Origin of the sequence: Thioalkalivibrio sulfidiphilus (genome assembly GCF_000377945.1) — a bacterium.
In the GTDB taxonomy this organism is placed as follows: Bacteria; Pseudomonadota; Gammaproteobacteria; order Ectothiorhodospirales; family Ectothiorhodospiraceae; genus Thioalkalivibrio_A; species Thioalkalivibrio_A sulfidiphilus_A.
Genome location: NZ_KB898924.1, coordinates 55323 through 72085, shown reverse-complemented (window position 1 = coordinate 72085; position 16763 = coordinate 55323). Strand labels below are relative to the sequence as shown.

Below are 16763 nucleotides of genomic sequence, written 5' to 3'. Positions count from 1 at the left end.
TCTCGAAGCGGATCTGCACGGAACCCAGTTCGGCGCGCAGGCCGTTGATCTGGGTCAGGGCACCGTCCACCGCGGCGATGGTCTTGAAGGCATCCTCGCGGGTGGACACGTTGAGTTCGGTGAGGTTGACCTGCTCGGAATCAACACCTGCTCCGAACAGATCAACCGTGGTGCCGCCAACCAGCGTGACCTGGCCACCGACAACTCTAAACAGATCCGTGCCATCGGTGTTCTCTTCGAACTTGCCGTTGACCACGATGGTGGTCTCACCCTCGTTGTTCACCCGCAGGGAGGCGGTCAGGTTGGCGTCGGAGATGACCGTATCAAGAGCCGCAGCCGTCCGGATGGCGCTGTTGATCTCGCGCACGGCATCCTCAAGTGAGGTGACATCGGTCATGTTGGCCGTGATTGTGGTAGCTGTACCATCAACATCGATCGTGATGTTGGTGATGCTGGTGATACCCACATCGTTGATCTGCGCCTGGGTCAGACCGCTCGTGCCTTCCGCTTCCGAGGCGCCCAGCTGGGTGGTGCGGGCATCCACACCGCTCACGGCGATGGTCTGGCCCTGATTGGCACCCACCTGGAAGAACAGGTCCGTCTGGCTGCCGTCCAGGATACGCCCACCGTTGAACTCGGTGGCGTTGGCCACGCGGCCGATCTCGGCGATCAGCTGCTGCACCTCGTTGTTCAGGGCCTGGCGGTCGGAGGCGCTGTTGGAGTCGTTGGCGGACTGCACCGCCAGCTCACGCATGCGCTGCAGGGCATCGCCCACGGTGGACAGGGCACCCTCCGCCGTCTGGGCGAAGGAGATGCCGTCGTTGGCGTTGCGGATGGCCTGGTTCAGGCCGCGGATCTGGGTGGAGAAACGCTCGGAGATGGCCAGACCGGCGGCATCGTCCTTGGCGCTGTTGATGCGAAGACCCGAGGACAGCCGCTGCAGGGAGGTCTGCAGAGCGCTCTGGGAGTTGGTCAGGTTGCGCTGGGCGTTGAGCGACAGCACGTTGGTGTTGATGATCTGGGCCATGACAGTTCCCCTTCTTAATCAGAGAGTTGGTTCAGTCCACCGCCCTCGTTGGCGGGTGTCCGGGCGGCGAGACTGTGCCGCTTTCAGGCCATGTATCGGCGGCTCGTGGGGAAGCTTTAGGGGGATTTAGGAAAAATTTTGCGTCTCAGGTGCCGTTCGTACCGGCAATCCGGCCGTTCGTCGCCGGCGGCCTCGGGAAAGAAGCAAAACCGGTCCTCTCACGGGGCCACGGAGGCACGGGGAAGGCCTATTCAATAGGCCTTTCTCCGCGCCCCTGCGCCTCCGCGAGAGTACATATTTACGCCATTGATCACCGCCCCAAGAACACGGGGTTGCCGCAAGGACCATCATGATCGCGCGACTCAATCAGTCCTGTACTTGAGCGACACGACTTCTGTTGGCCACAAACAATGAGGGGCGCATCCGGAGTCCGGGTGCGCCCCTATTGCCTTGCCACTGCTGTCGATCCAGTTTGGCGTGAGGCCCGGTCGCTTACTGCAGCAGGGCCAGCACGCTCTGGGGCACCGCGTTGGCCTGGGCCAGCACCGAGATACCGGCCTGCTGCAGGATCTGGGCGCGGGTCAGCTCGGCGGTCTCGGCGGCGAAGTCCGCATCCCGGATACGGGACCGGGCGGCCGCGAGGTTCTCCGCGGAGACCCCCAGGTTGGCGATGGTGTTCTCGAAGCGGATCTGCACGGAACCCAGTTCGGCGCGCAGGCCGTTGATCTGGGTCAGGGCACCGTCCACCGCGGCGATGGTCTTGAAGGCATCCATGCGGGTGGAAACATTGAGCTCGGTGAGATTCACCTGCGTAGAGTCCACCGCTTGATCGCCGAACAACTCAATCACGGTGCCGGAGACGGCGGGGTCAGCGTCGGGGTCACCGTCGGCCAGTTCGACCGCTCCGCCCTCGACGGTGAACAGCGCCGTGTCCTCCGTATTCTCCTCGAACTTGCCGTTGATCACGATGGTGGTGTTGCCCTCATTGTCCACCCGCAGGGAGGCGGTCAGGTTGGCGTCGGAGATGACCGTATCAACAGCCGCGCCCGTCCGGATGGCGCTGTTGATCTCGCGCACGGCATCCTCGAGGGAGGTCACACCGGTCATGTCTACCAGGATTGTGGAAACTGTACCATCAAAGTCGATCGCGATATCAGCGATGCTGGCGATACCCACGTCGTTGATCTGGGTCTGGGTCAGACCTGCTACACCAGCCACTTCCGAGGCGCCCAGCTGGGTGGTGCGGGCATCCACGCCGCTCACGGCGATGGTCTGCCCCTGGTTGGCACCCACCTGGAAGAACAGATCCTGCAGGCTGCCATCCAGCACCCGCTGGCCGTTGAACTCGGTCGCATTGGCCACCCGGACGATCTCGGCGATCAGCTGCTGCACCTCGTTGTTCAGGGCCTGGCGGTCGGAGGCGCTGTTGGAGTCGTTGGCGGACTGCACCGCCAACTCGCGCATACGCTGCAGGGCATCACCCACGGTGGACAGGGCGCCTTCAGCCGTCTGGGCGAAGGAGATGCCGTCGTTGGCATTGCGGATCGCCTGGTTGGTACCGCGGATCTGGGTGGTGAAGCGCTCGGAGATGGCCAGACCGGCGGCATCGTCCTTGGCACTATTGATACGAAGACCCGAGGACAGCCGCTGCAGGGAGGCCTGCAGGGCGCTCTGGGAGTTGGTCAGGTTGCGCTGGGCATTGAGCGACAACACGTTGGTGTTGATGATCTGGGCCATCGTGGTTTCCCGCGTCTATCCAGAGCCTTGGTCCAGCCCGCCGGCCACACTGGCGGGCCCCTTGGCGGCAAGACTTTGCCGCTTACAGGGCATTGATCGGCCGCTTGGGGGAAATCTTTAGGGATGATTTCGGGGAAGAGCGCCGCTCATCGGGGCCTGATGACCATCGTTCGCTCTCAGCCAGTGGACGAGCCGAACCAACGGCGTGTTATCACTTCAGGGCAACAAGCGTTCTATACGCGCTTGTGCCTCGGCCAAGGCCTTGTGCTCCGGATGACCGGGTCGGACCACGGCAACCGACTGATTCGCTTGATAAAGAGCCGGAAAATCGGCCGCAATGAGGTCTTAAAGCCGCAATTTCTGCCCCCAAATCGACGTTCCAAGGTAATGCGGATGGGCTTGTTCCCCGTTACGGGAGCCTTCGATAGATCTGCCTGCGATGTCCTACGGCAACGATCTGAACGATCAGAATACTGTCGAGGACCGAATAGACGACTCGGTACTCCCCGATCCGGACCCGGTAGGTATGATCGCTCCCGAGAAGCTTCTTGCTACCTGGCGGACGGGGTTCCTTGGCCAAGGACTCGATAGCTTTGAGTAGCCGCGAGACAAGGGGCCGATCAAGCTTTCTCAATTCCTTCCTGGCCGACTGCTTCCATTCAATCCTGTATGAGGCCATCCCTTTTCAGCTCTGCAACCATCTCTTCATGAGACACCGTCGGCTCATCCCGCCTTTCCGCAACCACGGCCAAGTCCTCGATGTCCTCGATCAGGGCTTCGAATGCGTCTATGGGGAGTACGACGGAAGTTTTGCGGCCATTCTCGTCCGTGATGAACTGAGGATGGATATCTTTCAATTCAATCATCGCAAGGACCTCGAAACTTGATCACGGATGCCGGACTCGCTTATCGCTCCGAAACACCGGTACAGGAGCACGTGCTTGGCCTGTGCCATTATTCAGCAAGTTTCCCGATTCTGTCCATCCGAACGGGGCAGGATATCTCTCGCGAAGCCGCTAAGCACGCAAAGGAAAACCTTAATGCCTTATGAAAGGAGATCCCTTGGAGGTTCTTGGCGCGCTTGGCGGACTTGGCGAGAGAAAATTGCTCTCTTCGTGCCCTTCGTGGCAAGTGCTAACTCTGTAACCTCTGCCACTGAGAGCCAATCAGGCAGCGGCTGTCAGAGTGAAATCCACGTGCACGGCATCGTAAGGAAAGATGATCTTGCCGTCCTCGGTACGATCCAGGATGCCCGCATCCAGCAGCACGTGAACATCCCGATGCACGCTCTTCACGTCGCGGGCCACGCGCCGGGCGGCCTCGCGGATGCTCATGGCGCCTTGGCCAGTCATGGCCTTGAGCAAGGCCCAGCGTTTGCCGGTCAGGGTCTGCCAGAGAAGTTCGACCGAGGTGAAGGTGATGCGGTCCCCCTGCTTTTTGCCCTCGAAGGCGGCCAGGGCACGGCGGGTGACGTCTTCACGCTTGGCAACGGACAGGGTGACGGTGCTCATGGTCGTCTCCACTGGTCCACATCGGACCAGAAGTCGGCCAGCAACTGGAATGTCTTTCCTTTGCGGCTTCGCGGCTTGGCGAGAGACCCAGGCCTTGGGTTTTGCCGTCATCTTGGGCCGAAACCGGTCCTCTCACGGGGGCACGGAGGCACGGGGAGGATCTATTCAAACAGCTTTTCTCCGCGTCCCTGCGCCTCCGCGAGAGGATCGCCTTTCGCCTTTGACCAGCCGAAAGCCAAAGTCAAAACCATCCTCTCGCAGAGGCGCGGGGGCGCGGAGGAAAGGCAAAAGCTTGATCGCTCGCGCGAGAGAAATGCCTTTCACCGTCTATAATGGCCCCATGCGCCTGACCACAGAACAGATCGACATCATCCGCAAAAGCGCCGAGGAGGCCTTCGGGGAGGGGTCGACCGTGACCCTGTTCGGATCCCGGGTAGACGATCACAAGCGGGGCGGAGATATCGACCTGCTGGTGCACCCTGCTCGCGCAGATGATCTGCTGCGCCGCAAACTGCGTATGCTGACCCTGCTTGAATTGCGCCTGGGCGAGCGCAAGGTGGATGTGGTGGTGGAGACGCCGGGCGACAACCGTCCGATCGTCCGGATCGCCCGCGAGACCGGGGTGGCACTGTGACCCTGGACGCTTCTCTCGCGGGGGCACCGAGACACTGGACAGGGCAAAAACCGATCTCTCGCCAAGCCGCGAAGCCGCCAAGAAACCCATTTTGAATGTTTTTCCTTTGCGTCTTTGCGGCTTGGCGAGAAATCCAGGCATTTGGTTTTACCGTCGCCTGAGGTCAACACCTGTCCTCTCACGGAGCCACGGGGGCACGGAGGAAATCCTGTTCAAATATGCCTTCCCCGTGCCTCAGTGGCCCCGTGAGAGGATCGCCTTTCGTCTTCCCCCGAAACCCAAAGTCAAAACCATCCTCTCGCAGAGGCGCGGGGGCGCGGAGGAAAGTCAAAATCTTGATCTCTCGCGAAGGCGCGAAGACGCCAAGAAACCCCATTTCGAATGTCTTTCCTTTGCGGCTTCGCGGCTTGGCGAGAGATCCGGGTCTTTGGTTTTTCCGTCACCAGGGCCTAAACCAGTCCTCTCACGGGGCCACGGAGGCACGGGGAGGATCTATTCAAACAGCTTTTCTCCGCGTCCCAGCGCCTCCGCGAGAGGATCGCCTTTCGCCTTTGACCAGCCGAAACCCAAAGTCAAAACCATCCTCTCGCAGAGGCGCAGGGGCGCGGAGGAAAGGCAAAATCTTGATCTCTCGCGAAGGCGCGAAGACGCCAAGAAACCCCATTTCGAATGTCTTTCCTTTGCGGCTTCGCGGCTTGGCGAGAGACCCAGGCCTTGGGTTTTGCCGTCATCTTGGGCCGAAACCGGTCCTCTCACGGGGGCACGGAGACACGGGGAAGGCTTATTTGCAAAGGGTTTCCTCCGTGTCCCCGTGGCTCCGTGAGAGGATCGCCTTTAGCCTTTGTCCCGCCGAAACCCAAAGTCAAAACCATCCTCTCGCAGAGGCGCAGGGGCGCGAGGGAAAGGCAAAAGCTTGATCTCTCGCGAAGGCGCGAAGGCGCCAAGAAACCCAGTTCTATATCTTTCCTTCGCGTCTTTGCGGCTTGGCGAGAGACCCAGGCCTTTGAATTTACAGACACTTGAGGCCTAAACCGGTCCTCTCACGGGGCCACGGAGGCACGGGGAAGGCCTATTCAAAGCGCTTTTCCCCCGCGCCCCCGCGCCTCTGCGAGAGAAATGCCTTTGTCCTTTCACCTCACACCCCAAGGCATCCCCCAAACCCTTGCCTGTCAGGGCGTTTCCCTGCATGTTAGAGCCATTCCCCCATTCTTCCCGGACAGGACCCATGGCTGCGGCCAAGCACCCAGCACGCTACCCAGCATCACCGTCACGACAGTTGGGACTGTTCGGCCTTCTGATCACCCTGCTGTTCGTCCTGATCGCCTGCACCCCTGCCCCGAGCGAACCCTTACGCATCGCCGCCGGCCCCTTCCCCGGCTACGAACCCCTGTACCTGGCCCGGGAGCTGGGCCTGCTGGATCCGGATCAGGTCCGGCTGGTGGAGTACGCGCCCGGCTCCCAGAGCCTGCGGGCCTACCGCAACGGCGTGGTGGATGGAGCGGCGCTGACCGCCGACGAGGTGCTGCTGCTGGCCCGGCAGGGCTACAACCCGAGGATCGTGGCGGTGCTGGATGTGTCCAATGGCATCGACGTGGTCATGGCCCGTCCGGAGATCACGTCCCTGTCGGACCTGCGCGGACAGCGCATCGGTGTGGAGAACACCGCCCTGGGGGCCTATTTCCTGAGCCGGGTGCTGCACTTCGCGGGGCTGACCAAGGATGACGTGCAGCTGGTACCCACGGAACTGAGCGAGCACAGCCGGGCCTACGAGGATGGCCGGGTGGATGCGGTCATCACCTTTGCCCCGCAACGTGAGGCCTTGATGGTCCTGGGGGCGCATCAGCTGTTCGACAGCAGCCTGATCCCCGGCGAGATCGTGGATTTGCTGGTGGTCAGAAAACGCGTCCTCGATGACCGGGGTGAGTCCGTGGCCCACCTCCTCACCGGACTGTTCGGCGCCCTGGATCACCTTGGTCGCGACCCGGCATCCTCCGTGCAACGCATGGCGCCCCGGGTGAGCATGAGCGAGACGGAGTTCGCACGCGCACTGGACGAGCTGGAGTTACCGGACCTTGCGCAGAACCTTCGGCTGATGCAGGGCAATCCCCCGCCCCTGGAGCTGACACTCACGGAGATCATGGAGCTGATGATTCGCGAGGGGTTGCTGGATGGGCCGGTGGAGGTCTCCGGGCTGATTCGGGGTGATCTGCTCAACGCCGTTCAGCAACGGGCGGCACGCTGATATGCCGCTGCGCACCCTGATCCCTGCGCTTCTGGTGGGTCTTGCCCTGGTGGCCGGACTGCTCTCATATCAGAGCGGCACCCACGCGGCCCTGGCGCAGGTACAGGCCAGCGAGACGGAGAACCTGCGCCGGCTGATGAACCGGCTGCAGGAAAACCTGGAATACCTGTTGCGCCATGACGGAAGGCACCGGGTCCAGGAGGAGATGGCGGCGCTGAGCGTCGAACCGCACCTGAATCTCGCCCTGGTGACCGACACGCAGGGCCGGGTGCTGGGCTCCATGCATCGGGCGGACCAGGTCCGCACGGCTGCCGAGCTGCTGAATGAACGGCTCCTGCCCCAGTGGCAGGACGAGGCCGCGGACTGGCTGAAGGCGCCCGGCCAGATCACCGCCGGTACGGTGCGGGTCTCTGCGGACGGGACGACCCTGCTCGGACTCTATCCCCTGGTGCTCGGCAGCGAACCCGGCGAGTTGCGTCCCACCCAGGTAGGCCTGCTGGTGGTGCAGGCGGATCTGGGCCGCTACCAGCAGATGGCACGGCATCTGGTGGAACGCCAGGCCCTGACCTTCGTGGGTGTGATGCTGCTGGTGGCGCTGCTGGGCGGGTTCCTCAGCCACCGGCTGGTCACCCGTCGCATGGACCGCCTGCTGCAGGCCACGCGACGGCTCGGACAAGGCGAGCTGGGCGTCCGTACCGGGCTGAGCGGACGGGATGAACTGGCCAGGCTTGGCCAGGATTTCGACCGCATGGCCGAGCAGATCCAGGCCGCGCGCAAGGCCTTGGAGGACAATGCCGAGCGCCTGGAACGGGCCCAGGCCATGGGGCAGATGGGGGATTGGGAATGGGATATCCAGACCGGCGAGCTGTATTGGTCTGCCCAGGTCTACCGCATCTTTGGGGTGTCTCCCGCGTCGTTCACACCCAGCTATGACAGCTACCTGAGCCTCGTGCATCCCGAGGACCGGGTGGCGATGCTGGCAACCGTGGAGGCCGCCCGCACGCACGGGGAGCCCTACCGACTGGATCAACGCATCCTCTGGCCCGATGGCAGTCTGCACATGATCCAGGTCCAGGGGGAGGCGCTGCGCGATGCCGATGGCCGCATCACCGGCCTGAGAGGCACCGTGCTCGATGTCACCGAGCGCAAGCAGGCGGAGGCTGCCCTGTTCGAGGCCAAGGAACGGGCCCAGGTGACCCTGCATTCCATCGGCGACGCGGTGATCACCACCGATGCCCAGGGCGTTGTCACCTACCTCAATCCAGTCGCCGAAGGCCTCACCGGCTGGCGCAACGAGGATGCCGCCGGCCAGCCCCTGGACAAGGTGTTCCGCATCTTCAACGAGTTCACCCTGCAACCCACCCAGAACCCGGTGAAGACCTGCCTCGAGGAAGGGCGCATCGTGGCCCTGACCAACCACACGGTGCTCATGAGCCGGGACGGCGCCACCCGGGCCATCGAGGATTCCGCCGCACCCATCCGCGACCGCAACGGGCTGATCCTGGGCGTGGTACTGGTGTTCCACGACGTGAGCAAGACCCGGCAGATGGCGCGCCAGCTCTCCTGGCAGGCCACCCACGATGCGCTCACCGGCCTGTTCAACCGCTACGAGTTCGAGCAGCGCCTGGCCCAGGCCCTGGCCCAGGCGCGGGACCGTCTGGCCCATCACGCGGTGCTGTACATGGACCTGGACCAGTTCAAGGTGGTCAACGACACTTGCGGCCACAGCGCCGGCGATGAGTTGCTCAAACAGCTCGCCTACCTGCTCATGGGCAAGGTGCGCGAGAGCGACACCCTGGCGCGGCTGGGCGGTGACGAGTTCGGCGTGCTGCTGGAGAACTGTCCCCTGGACAAGGCCCGGGAGATCGCCCAGGAACTGCGTCAGACGGTGCGCGACTTCCGCTTCAGTTGGAAGGGCAAGAGCTTCCAGATCGGCATCAGCATCGGCCTGGTGATGATCAGCGACGGCAATCTGGATCTGGCCGAGGTCCTGAGCGCCGCCGACATGGCCTGCTACGCGGCCAAGGACCTGGGCCGCGACCGCATCCACGTCTATCACGCCGAAGACGCGGACCTGCAGCGGCGTCACGTGGAGATGCAGGCCATCAACCGCATCACCGATGCCCTCACCCATGACCGGTTCGTCCTCTACACCCAGCGCATCGTCGCCACCGGCGTGGCGGGCCCCGACGGCGGGGGCGAGCACATGGAGATCCTGCTGCGCATGGTGGACGAGAAGGGCGACCTGGTGCCGCCCGGCGCCTTCATCCCCGCTGCGGAACGCTACGACCTCATGCCCGCCATCGACCGCTGGGTGATACGGCGCTTCTTCAGCACCATGGCACAGCACATCCGGGAAGAATGCGGCGTGGATGGCGCCGGGGGCACCGCCGCCGGCTGCCTCTATGCCATCAACCTCTCAGGTGCCTCCATCAACGACGAGACCTTCCTGGGTTTCGTCACCGAGCAGCTGGAGACGCACCGCATCCCCCCGACCTCCATCTGCTTCGAGATCACCGAGACGGCCGCCATCGCCAACCTCACCCGCGCCATGAACCTGATCAACGAATTGCGCAAGCGGGGCTGCCGCTTCTCCCTGGACGACTTCGGCACCGGCGTGTCCTCGTTCGGCTACCTGAAGAACCTGCCGGTGGATTACCTGAAGATCGACGGCAGCCTGGTCAAGGACATCGTCACCGATCCCATCGACCGGGCCATGGTGGATGCCATCAACCGCATCGGCCAGGTGATGGGCATCCACACCGTGGCCGAGTTCGTGGAGAACGACGAGATCCTGGCAAGCCTGCGGGAACTGGGCGTCGATTATGCCCAGGGATACGGCATCGACCGGCCGAAACCGCTCTTGCGTGAGGGGTCGGGCGTGAGGGGTCAGGCGTGAGGGGTAACATCATCACTTCTCACTTCTCACTTCTCACCCATCCCTCGATCCACTCCGGTATCTCCCCCACCCGTCTGACCACCCCATCCGGCCGGCAGCCCTCCGGTGCCGGCAGATCCTGCGGGTTGACCCACAGCGTCCTGAGCCCCACCCGGGCCGCGCCGATCACGTCCCGCTCCGGGTCGTCGCCCACGTGCAGGGCCTCGTGGGCCGCGACGCCGGCCTCGTCGAGCGCCGCCGTGAAGATCGCCGGATGGGGTTTGGCCACGCCGGCACCGGCGGCGGTGATGGAGAAGTCGAAGTAATGACCGATGCCGATGTGGTGCACGTCGGCATTGCCGTTGGTGATGCTGCCCAGCAGGTAGCGGCCGCGCAGGCGCTCAAGGGTCTCCAGCACGTCGTCGTAGAGGCACACCTGGTTGCGCGCCTCCCAGAACACCCGGAACCCGGGTTCCACCAGTGATTCGTCGTAGCCGGTTTCACGGGCCAGCACGCTCAGCCAGCGTTTGCGCAGGCGGGTCATGTCATGGTGCAGATCCGGGTATCGGCCGAACCAGTCCTTGCGATGCTCGATGAGCGCCTCCGGGGTGAAGCGCTCAGGGATGCGCGGGTAGTGTTCCGTGAGCCAGTGATAGAAGCGGCTCTCGGCCCCCTCGATCACCGGGGCGCAGTCCCACAGGGTGTCATCGAGGTCGAAGGTGATGCAGCGGATGGTCATGGGTGGGTCGGTCCAGCAAGTTCATTAAGGTGCCACGGAGCGTGAGGCGTAAGGAGAGAGGAGGTAGGCGTGTCGGGATGCCCCCTCACGCCTTACCCCTTGCCCCTCACGGCCAACAAGCACTGGCATTTTACCCCCCGCGCTCTGTACCTTGTTGAGCACAGAGTCAGGAGGCTTGTTCATGGTCGATCTCTTCCGTAAGACCTATCACCCGCCCGGCACGGCGCCCGGCACCCTGGGCCTGCGCCCTGCCGAGGGGGAGGCCCTGGCGCCGGCGGCGCGCATTACCGCCCTGCGCTACCACGATCACCAGTTCACGCCGATCCCCGAGGAAGCCCTGCCCACCTGGTCCGAGGCGGCCGCCGACGAGGTGATCTGGGTGCATGTCCAGGGCACGCCCACCCACGACCAGCTGCACCACCTGGGACAGTGCTTCGGCCTGCACCCCCTGGCCCTGGAAGACGTGGCCAACACCGGCCAGCGGCCGAAGTCCGACGTCTACGACGACCACGTGGTGGTGATCCTGAGCCACGCCCGCTGGGTCAACGACGAGATCGCCCTCGATCAGGTCAACCTGTTCGTCGGCGAGAACTACGTGGTGAGCTTCCATTCCGGTCACGAAGACCCCTTCGATCCGGTCCGGCGCCGCATGCAGGTGCGCAACCGCAATTTCATCGAGATGGGTGCCCCCTACCTGGCCTACACCCTCATGGACCTGGTCGTGGACCAGGCGTTCCCGCTCATGGAGGACCTGGGCGCGCTGATCGAGGAACTGGAGGAGATCGTGCTTGCCTCCGCCGACAAGGAAACCCTGGCGCGCATCCATCACCTGCGCCGGGAGCTGCTGCTCCTGCGCCGCCAGCTCTGGCCCACCCGGGAGGCCCTGGGCCGCCTAATGCGCGAAGGCACGGCGCTGTTCGACGCGGGCACCATGCCTTACCTGCGCGATGTCTACGATCACACGGTGCACATCATGGACCTGCTGGAGTCCTACCGGGAGATGGCCTCGAGCCTGGTGGACGTGTACATCTCCAGCGTCAACAACCGGCTCAACGAAGTGATGAAGGTGCTCACCGTGATCGCCACCATCTTCATCCCCCTGACCTTCCTGGTGGGCGTCTACGGCATGAACTTCGAACACCCGGAAAGCCCCTGGGCCATGCCGGAGCTGTATGCCTACTACGGCTATCCGGTGGTGTGGCTGATCATGATCCTGGTCGCCGGCGGGATGTTGTATGCGTTCAAGCGGCGGGGGTGGTTCTAACGAAGTACGAAGTGTGAATTGGGAAGTGCGAACGAAAGGCCGTTTCACTTCGCACTTCCCAATTCACACTTCGTACTTCCTCTCCCACTTCCCAATTCACACTTCTTACTTCAACGGTATCCCGTCAACTCCACATACCCCCTGCCCACGGACTGCCCACCTTCATACACATACACCGCCCCTTCCCAGTAGCGCACGGTCAGGCGCATCTCCTGGGCCGGCTGCACGGCACGCACCTCGAATACCCGGCCCTCGGGTTTGAGATGCAGGCGCCAGGCCACGGGATAACGCACGCCAGTCTGCGGGCTGCGCCAGTGATCCAGAACCTCCAGGTCCACGTCCTCACGCCGCACCAGCCGGCTGCTGGCGTCGGTGTCCACCCACAGGCCCTTGCTGTGGGGATCGGCACTGCCGTCCTGACGGCGCATCTGGTAGTACATCAGCTCCCGCCCCTCATCCAGCTGCAGCGCGAACCAGTCCCAGCCGGCCTGGTCCTCGGCCAGGGCGCTGGTGCTCCATTCCCGGTCGAGCCAGGCGCTGCCACTCACCCCATGGCGCTGTCCCTGCAGGCCCACATGCCCGACGGCGTCGAGCCGGGTCATGGAATAGTAGTAGGAGGCGTTGCCCTCACCGGCCCCCTTCTGGCTCATACCGCCATCGCCCTGGAGCACCGGTGGTTTGCGCGGCGTGAATTCCAGATCCAGGCTGATGCCCGCTTCCTCCAGTTGCAGGCGCCAGGGCAGGTCATTGCCCGCCACGGCCGCAAGTCGCCAGTCCTCCAGCCAGACCCGGAAGGGATCCAATCGTGCCCCCGCAAGCCCCGCCGCGCCACGGGCGAAGCGCTCGAAGGCATGGTGCTGCCCTGCGCCCACATCGGTCAGCGCGAAGTGGCCCATCCACACATGATCCGTGGCCCAGGCGGAGGGGCTTTCGGGCACGTCCGGCGTGAGCGCCACGCGGAAGAAGGTGATCTGGAAACCGAAGCGCCGGCCATCCTCGCCATCCAGGTTGCCGGTGACGTACCACCACTCGTTGCGAAATCCCGGATGGGGCCCGTGGTCCTCGGGGAAACGGAATTCCCGGGGGCTGTCGGCGCGCAGGAAACCGACGGTGTCGTCGCCGCCCATGGCGATGGCCACATCGAGGGATTCGTCGGGGGGTGGGGGTGAACAGGCAATGAGAGCAGTGGCAAGTAGCAAGTGGCAAGTGGCAAGGAGAACCACCCTCACCCCGGCCCTCTCCCTGAGGGAGAGGGAGAGGGAGAGGGAGAAAGGAAGCCGACTTTGTTGCCCCCTCTCCCGCTTGCGGGGGAGGGTTGGGGTGGGGGCCCTTGCCACTAGCCACTTGCCACTTGCCACTTTCATTCTTCCCTCAAGGCCTGCGCCGGTCTGACCCGCCCCATGCGCCACGCAGGACGCAGGCCGGCCAGCAGGGCCGCGATCACCGCCAGCCAGACCGCCTCCACCAGCACGCCCGGCGGCACGTGCTGCTGCATGCTCCAGCCGAAGGAGCGTCGGTTAATCACATCGATCAACACGTCGGCCATCATCATGCCCAGGGGGATGGCCAGCAGCCCGGCGGCCAGGCCCAGCAGCGCGCCCTGCAGGGTCACGAGGCCGGTCACCTGCCCCGCGGTCATGCCCGTGGCGCGCAGCACGGCGTGCTCCCGGGCCCGCTCCAGCTGCAGGGCCATGAGCGCGCTCAGTATGCCCACGAAGGCCACGCCCACGGTGAGCAGGCGCAGCACGTGGGTGATGGCGAAGGTGCGGTCGAAGATCTCCATGGAGGCCTCGCGGATCTCGGCGGCGGCGGTCACCAGCACCGGCCCGGACGATTCGGGCAGATCGGCCAGGGCGCGGCGCACCGCCTCCACCCCGGTAGACACCTCGACACCCGGCGCAAGGTAGACACCGAGGGAACCCACCCGGCGCTCGTCCCAGAGTTGCTCATAGAGGTCTCTGGCCATGAGCACCACGCCCTGCTGGGAACCGTAGTCCTGATAGATGCCGGCCACGGGAAACACCCGCTCGCCTTTTGGCGTGTGGAGCTTGAGTTCATCGCCCACCGACACACGGTGGTGCCAGGCGAAGGGCTCGGACACCAGCAGCGCCTCCCCCGCCTGCCAGCGGGGCCAGGCCTGGGCCGGTGAACCGGCACGGAACCGGAAGCCCTCGAAGCTCGCCGGTGCCGGGTCCATGACGAACAGGTCCACATCGCCGTGGCTGGAGGCCACCCGGATGCGCCGCCCGGTGCTGAAGGCCGCCACCTCCGCCACGGCGCCGACCCGTTCCATGACCCCCTCGGGCAGCAGCGAGCCGGCACGCTCGTCGCCGGGCGCGGGCGAGGTGACGTAGAGGGCGCTCTGCAGGGTGTGGCCCAGCCAGCCCTGCACCGTGGTGCGGAAGCTGTCCACCATGATGCCCACCCCCACGGTGGCCGAGACCGCCACCGTGAGCGCCGCCACCGCCACGCCGGTGCGGCTGAGCGCGGCGCCCAGGCCGCGTGCCGCGAGACGACCGGTGATGCCGAGCACACCGCCCAGGGGGCGGGCCAGCAGCCTTGAGAGCAGCCAGACCCCCAGGGGCACCAGCAGGCTGTAGCCCATGATCATCAGGAACAGGGCGATGAATCCGGCCACCAGCCCCTGACTGGCCGGCACTAGGGCATACCCCGCGAGGATCAGTGCCACGCCCGCCAGCGCCAGCCAGGGCATAAGCCGGTGGGCGCGCCGCTCCAGGCCCGAGCGTCGTAGACCTTCCCGGGGACGGGTACGGGCCGCCTCCCAGGCGGGTGCCAGGGCGGCGATCCAGGCCGCGCCCAGCCCCAACCCCAATCCCTTGAGCAACAGCCAGGGGGAGACGTGCAGGCCGGTCACCGAGAGCACGAAATAGAGGTCGTTGATGGTGCGCGTGACCAGGTGCACCAGGCCCTGCCCCACCAGCAGTCCGAGCAGCAGCCCGGGCACCCCCCCCAGCAGGGCCAGCACCGTGGCCTCCAGCAACACCAGCCGGAAGATCTCGGCCCGGGTCACGCCCAGGGTGCGCAGGGCGGCCAGCAGCGCTTGGCGTCGCAGCACCGCGAACATGAGGGTGTTGTAGATGAGGAAACCGCCCACCAGCAGGGCCAGCAGGCTCATGGCGGTGAGGTTGATGTGAAAGGCCCGGGTCAGCTGCCGCGCCGACTGTTCCCGCGCCCCGGTCTCCAGCACCCGGGCGCCCGGCGGCAGGAACCCGGCCAGCAGGGCGTCGGGATCGGACCCCTCCGGCAGGATCAGATCGATGCGGTCCAGCCTTCCCACCCGCCCCAGCAGCACCTGGGCAGTGGCGATGTCCGTGAGCAGCAGGCCCTCCACCCCGGGTGCCGAGGACTCGAGGATCGCACCCACCCTGAGCACATGCCTGCCCGAGGCGGCGGTGACCGTGAGGCTGTCCCCGGCCTCGACGCCGAGCCGGCGGGCGAGGCCACGGCTGAGCGCCAGGGTGTCGGGCCGCGACACCAGTTCCCGCGCCGCCGGATCCAGCACGCCGGTCAGGTGGCTGCGGAACGGGGCCTCGGAGAAGGGCTCCAGGCCCAGTAGCGGGAAGGTCTCGCCGTCCACGCGCACATGGCCCTCCACCACCGGGGCGCTGGGACGGATGCCGGCCATGCGCAGGCGGGTGAACAGGGCCTCGTCCAGCCCCCCGGGGCCGGTGGCCTCGATCTGGTGGGTGGCCTTGCCCGAGACCGCCTCCAGGGACAGACCGAAGGCCCGTGAGGCGCTGTGGTTGGCCAGGTCCACGGCCACCACCACCGCCACCCCCAGGGCCACGCCCAGCACCGCCAGGATCCATTGCCAGGGATGGCGCCGGGCGTCCCGCCACAGGGCGCGCGAGGTGAGTGTCACGGCGTCTCGTCCCGCTGGTCGTGGATGCGCCCGTCCGTCAGACGCCAGACCCGGTCCGCCACGGAGGCCACCTCGGCGCTGTGGGTCACCAGCACCAGGGTCGCCCCCTGCCCGCGCACCAGCCCCTTGAGCAGGTCCATGACCTGGGCGCCGGTCTCCGCGTCCAGGTTGCCGGTGGGTTCATCGGCCAGGATCACGGAGGGCGCGTGGATCAGGGCCCGGGCCAGGGCCACCCGTTGCTGCTCGCCACCGGAGAGCCGGTCCGGGTCCTCGTCGCCCCGTCCCGCCAGGCCCACCCGGTCGAGAAGCCGCGCGACCTCGCCCCCGTCGCGCCGCCCCACCAGTTCCAGGGGCAGGGCCACGTTCTCGGCCACCGTGAGCGTCGGGATCAGGTTGAAGAACTGGTAGATGAAACCGATGCGGTGGCGGCGGAACAGGGTGCGAGCGCGCTCGTCGAGGCGTGCGATGTCGAGGCCCTCTACCAGCACCCGGCCGCTGTCCGGCAAGTCGATGCCCGAGATGAGATTCAGCAGGGTGGACTTGCCGCAGCCGCTGCGCCCCAGCAGGGCGACGATCTCGCCGGGCATCACCCGGGCATCGACCCTGTCCAGCACCCGGCGCGCCTGCTGACCCTCCCCGTAGCGGCGGGTGACGGCATGCAGTTCGATGAGTGGAGAATCAGTCATGGGCTTGGTAGGGCGTCAGGGGTCAGGGGAAACGATATGGCCAATCGGGGTGCTATGCTCAGGATCATGAGCCAATGCCGCGCACCGACCTGTGCCGGATGGCGGTATCCACTTCGTCTGTCTGGCACCCCACTCCTCCAGGTCCTCCTGGTTTGTCTGCTC

The 16763-nt window shown here is 65.2% G+C and carries 13 protein-coding genes; 4 read left to right on the top strand and 9 right to left on the bottom strand.

Annotated features, from left to right (window positions below; translation table 11 throughout):
• From D580_RS15075 to D580_RS0102400, 5 genes are all read right to left on the bottom strand, one after another.
• On the bottom strand, positions 1-1027 hold a 1027-nt coding region (locus D580_RS15075; RefSeq protein WP_018952848.1), incomplete at its 3' end, for a hypothetical protein.
• A 492-nt stretch (positions 1028-1519) separates the two neighbouring features.
• Positions 1520-2764 (bottom strand): flagellin, encoded by a 1245-nt coding sequence (locus D580_RS0102415; protein ID WP_018952847.1) that lies wholly within the window; start codon positions 2762-2764, stop codon positions 1520-1522.
• 409 nt (positions 2765-3173) lie between these two features.
• Positions 3174-3443 carry a type II toxin-antitoxin system RelE family toxin gene (locus D580_RS0102410; RefSeq protein WP_018952846.1) on the bottom strand — a complete coding sequence of 90 codons (270 nt, stop codon included), beginning with the start codon at positions 3441-3443 and terminating at the stop codon, positions 3174-3176.
• A complete protein-coding gene (locus D580_RS0102405) occupies positions 3424-3630 on the bottom strand; it encodes a hypothetical protein (protein ID WP_018952845.1) in 207 nt (68 codons plus the stop codon). The genes D580_RS0102410 and D580_RS0102405 overlap by 20 nt, the downstream gene beginning before the upstream one ends.
• A gap of 300 nt (positions 3631-3930) precedes the next feature.
• Complete coding sequence (locus D580_RS0102400; RefSeq protein WP_018952844.1) at positions 3931-4275, bottom strand: transcriptional regulator; 345 nt, start codon at positions 4273-4275, stop codon at positions 3931-3933.
• Between the two features lie 340 nt (positions 4276-4615).
• On the opposite strand from D580_RS0102400, the gene D580_RS0102395 reads away from it, so the two are divergent.
• The 3 genes from D580_RS0102395 (at position 4616) to D580_RS0102380 (ending at position 10050) form a co-directional block, all read left to right on the top strand.
• Complete coding sequence (locus D580_RS0102395) at positions 4616-4909, top strand: nucleotidyltransferase domain-containing protein (protein WP_026289631.1); 294 nt, start codon at positions 4616-4618, stop codon at positions 4907-4909.
• Positions 4910-6134: 1225 nt separating this feature from the next.
• Positions 6135-7151: an ABC transporter substrate-binding protein gene (locus D580_RS0102385; protein ID WP_026289630.1), complete on the top strand. Its 1017-nt coding sequence runs from the start codon at positions 6135-6137 to the stop codon at positions 7149-7151.
• 1 nt (position 7152) lies between these two features.
• A complete protein-coding gene (locus D580_RS0102380) occupies positions 7153-10050 on the top strand; it encodes an EAL domain-containing protein (protein WP_018952840.1) in 2898 nt (965 codons plus the stop codon).
• A gap of 19 nt (positions 10051-10069) precedes the next feature.
• On the opposite strand, the gene D580_RS0102375 is transcribed toward D580_RS0102380, so the two are convergent.
• Positions 10070-10768 carry an HAD family hydrolase gene (locus D580_RS0102375; protein WP_018952839.1) on the bottom strand — a complete coding sequence of 233 codons (699 nt, stop codon included), beginning with the start codon at positions 10766-10768 and terminating at the stop codon, positions 10070-10072.
• 181 nt (positions 10769-10949) lie between these two features.
• On the opposite strand from D580_RS0102375, the gene corA reads away from it, so the two are divergent.
• On the top strand, positions 10950-12032 hold the full coding sequence (gene corA / locus D580_RS0102370; protein ID WP_018952838.1) for a magnesium/cobalt transporter CorA: 1083 nt from the start codon (positions 10950-10952) through the stop codon (positions 12030-12032).
• 110 nt (positions 12033-12142) lie between these two features.
• Here the strand turns inward: corA and D580_RS0102365 are convergent, their stop codons facing one another.
• The 3 genes from D580_RS0102365 to D580_RS0102355 all read right to left on the bottom strand — a co-directional run bounded on the left by D580_RS0102365 (position 12143) and on the right by D580_RS0102355 (position 16601).
• Positions 12143-13231 (bottom strand): lipocalin-like domain-containing protein, encoded by a 1089-nt coding sequence (locus D580_RS0102365; RefSeq protein WP_419581638.1) that lies wholly within the window; start codon positions 13229-13231, stop codon positions 12143-12145.
• A gap of 161 nt (positions 13232-13392) precedes the next feature.
• A complete protein-coding gene (locus D580_RS0102360) occupies positions 13393-15915 on the bottom strand; it encodes an ABC transporter permease (RefSeq protein WP_018952836.1) in 2523 nt (840 codons plus the stop codon).
• Entirely contained in the window at positions 15912-16601 is a 690-nt protein-coding gene (locus tag D580_RS0102355; protein WP_018952835.1) for an ABC transporter ATP-binding protein, read from the bottom strand. Before D580_RS0102355 ends, D580_RS0102360 begins: the two co-directional genes overlap by 4 nt.
• Positions 16602-16763: the final 162 nt, after the last annotated feature.

Coding starts and splice junctions, on each gene's coding strand:
- D580_RS0102410 (WP_018952846.1), bottom strand. CDS start 3,443: ATGGCCTCATACAGGATTGAATGGAAGCAGTCGGCCAGGAAGGAATTG.
- D580_RS0102405 (WP_018952845.1), bottom strand. CDS start 3,630: ATGATTGAATTGAAAGATATCCATCCTCAGTTCATCACGGACGAGAAT.
- D580_RS0102355 (WP_018952835.1), bottom strand. CDS start 16,601: ATGACTGATTCTCCACTCATCGAACTGCATGCCGTCACCCGCCGCTAC.
- D580_RS0102415 (WP_018952847.1), bottom strand. CDS start 2,764: ATGGCCCAGATCATCAACACCAACGTGTTGTCGCTCAATGCCCAGCGC.
- corA (WP_018952838.1), top strand. CDS start 10,950: ATGGTCGATCTCTTCCGTAAGACCTATCACCCGCCCGGCACGGCGCCC.
- D580_RS0102385 (WP_026289630.1), top strand. CDS start 6,135: ATGGCTGCGGCCAAGCACCCAGCACGCTACCCAGCATCACCGTCACGA.
- D580_RS0102395 (WP_026289631.1), top strand. CDS start 4,616: ATGCGCCTGACCACAGAACAGATCGACATCATCCGCAAAAGCGCCGAG.
- D580_RS0102400 (WP_018952844.1), bottom strand. CDS start 4,275: ATGAGCACCGTCACCCTGTCCGTTGCCAAGCGTGAAGACGTCACCCGC.
- D580_RS0102380 (WP_018952840.1), top strand. CDS start 7,153: ATGCCGCTGCGCACCCTGATCCCTGCGCTTCTGGTGGGTCTTGCCCTG.
- D580_RS0102375 (WP_018952839.1), bottom strand. CDS start 10,768: ATGACCATCCGCTGCATCACCTTCGACCTCGATGACACCCTGTGGGAC.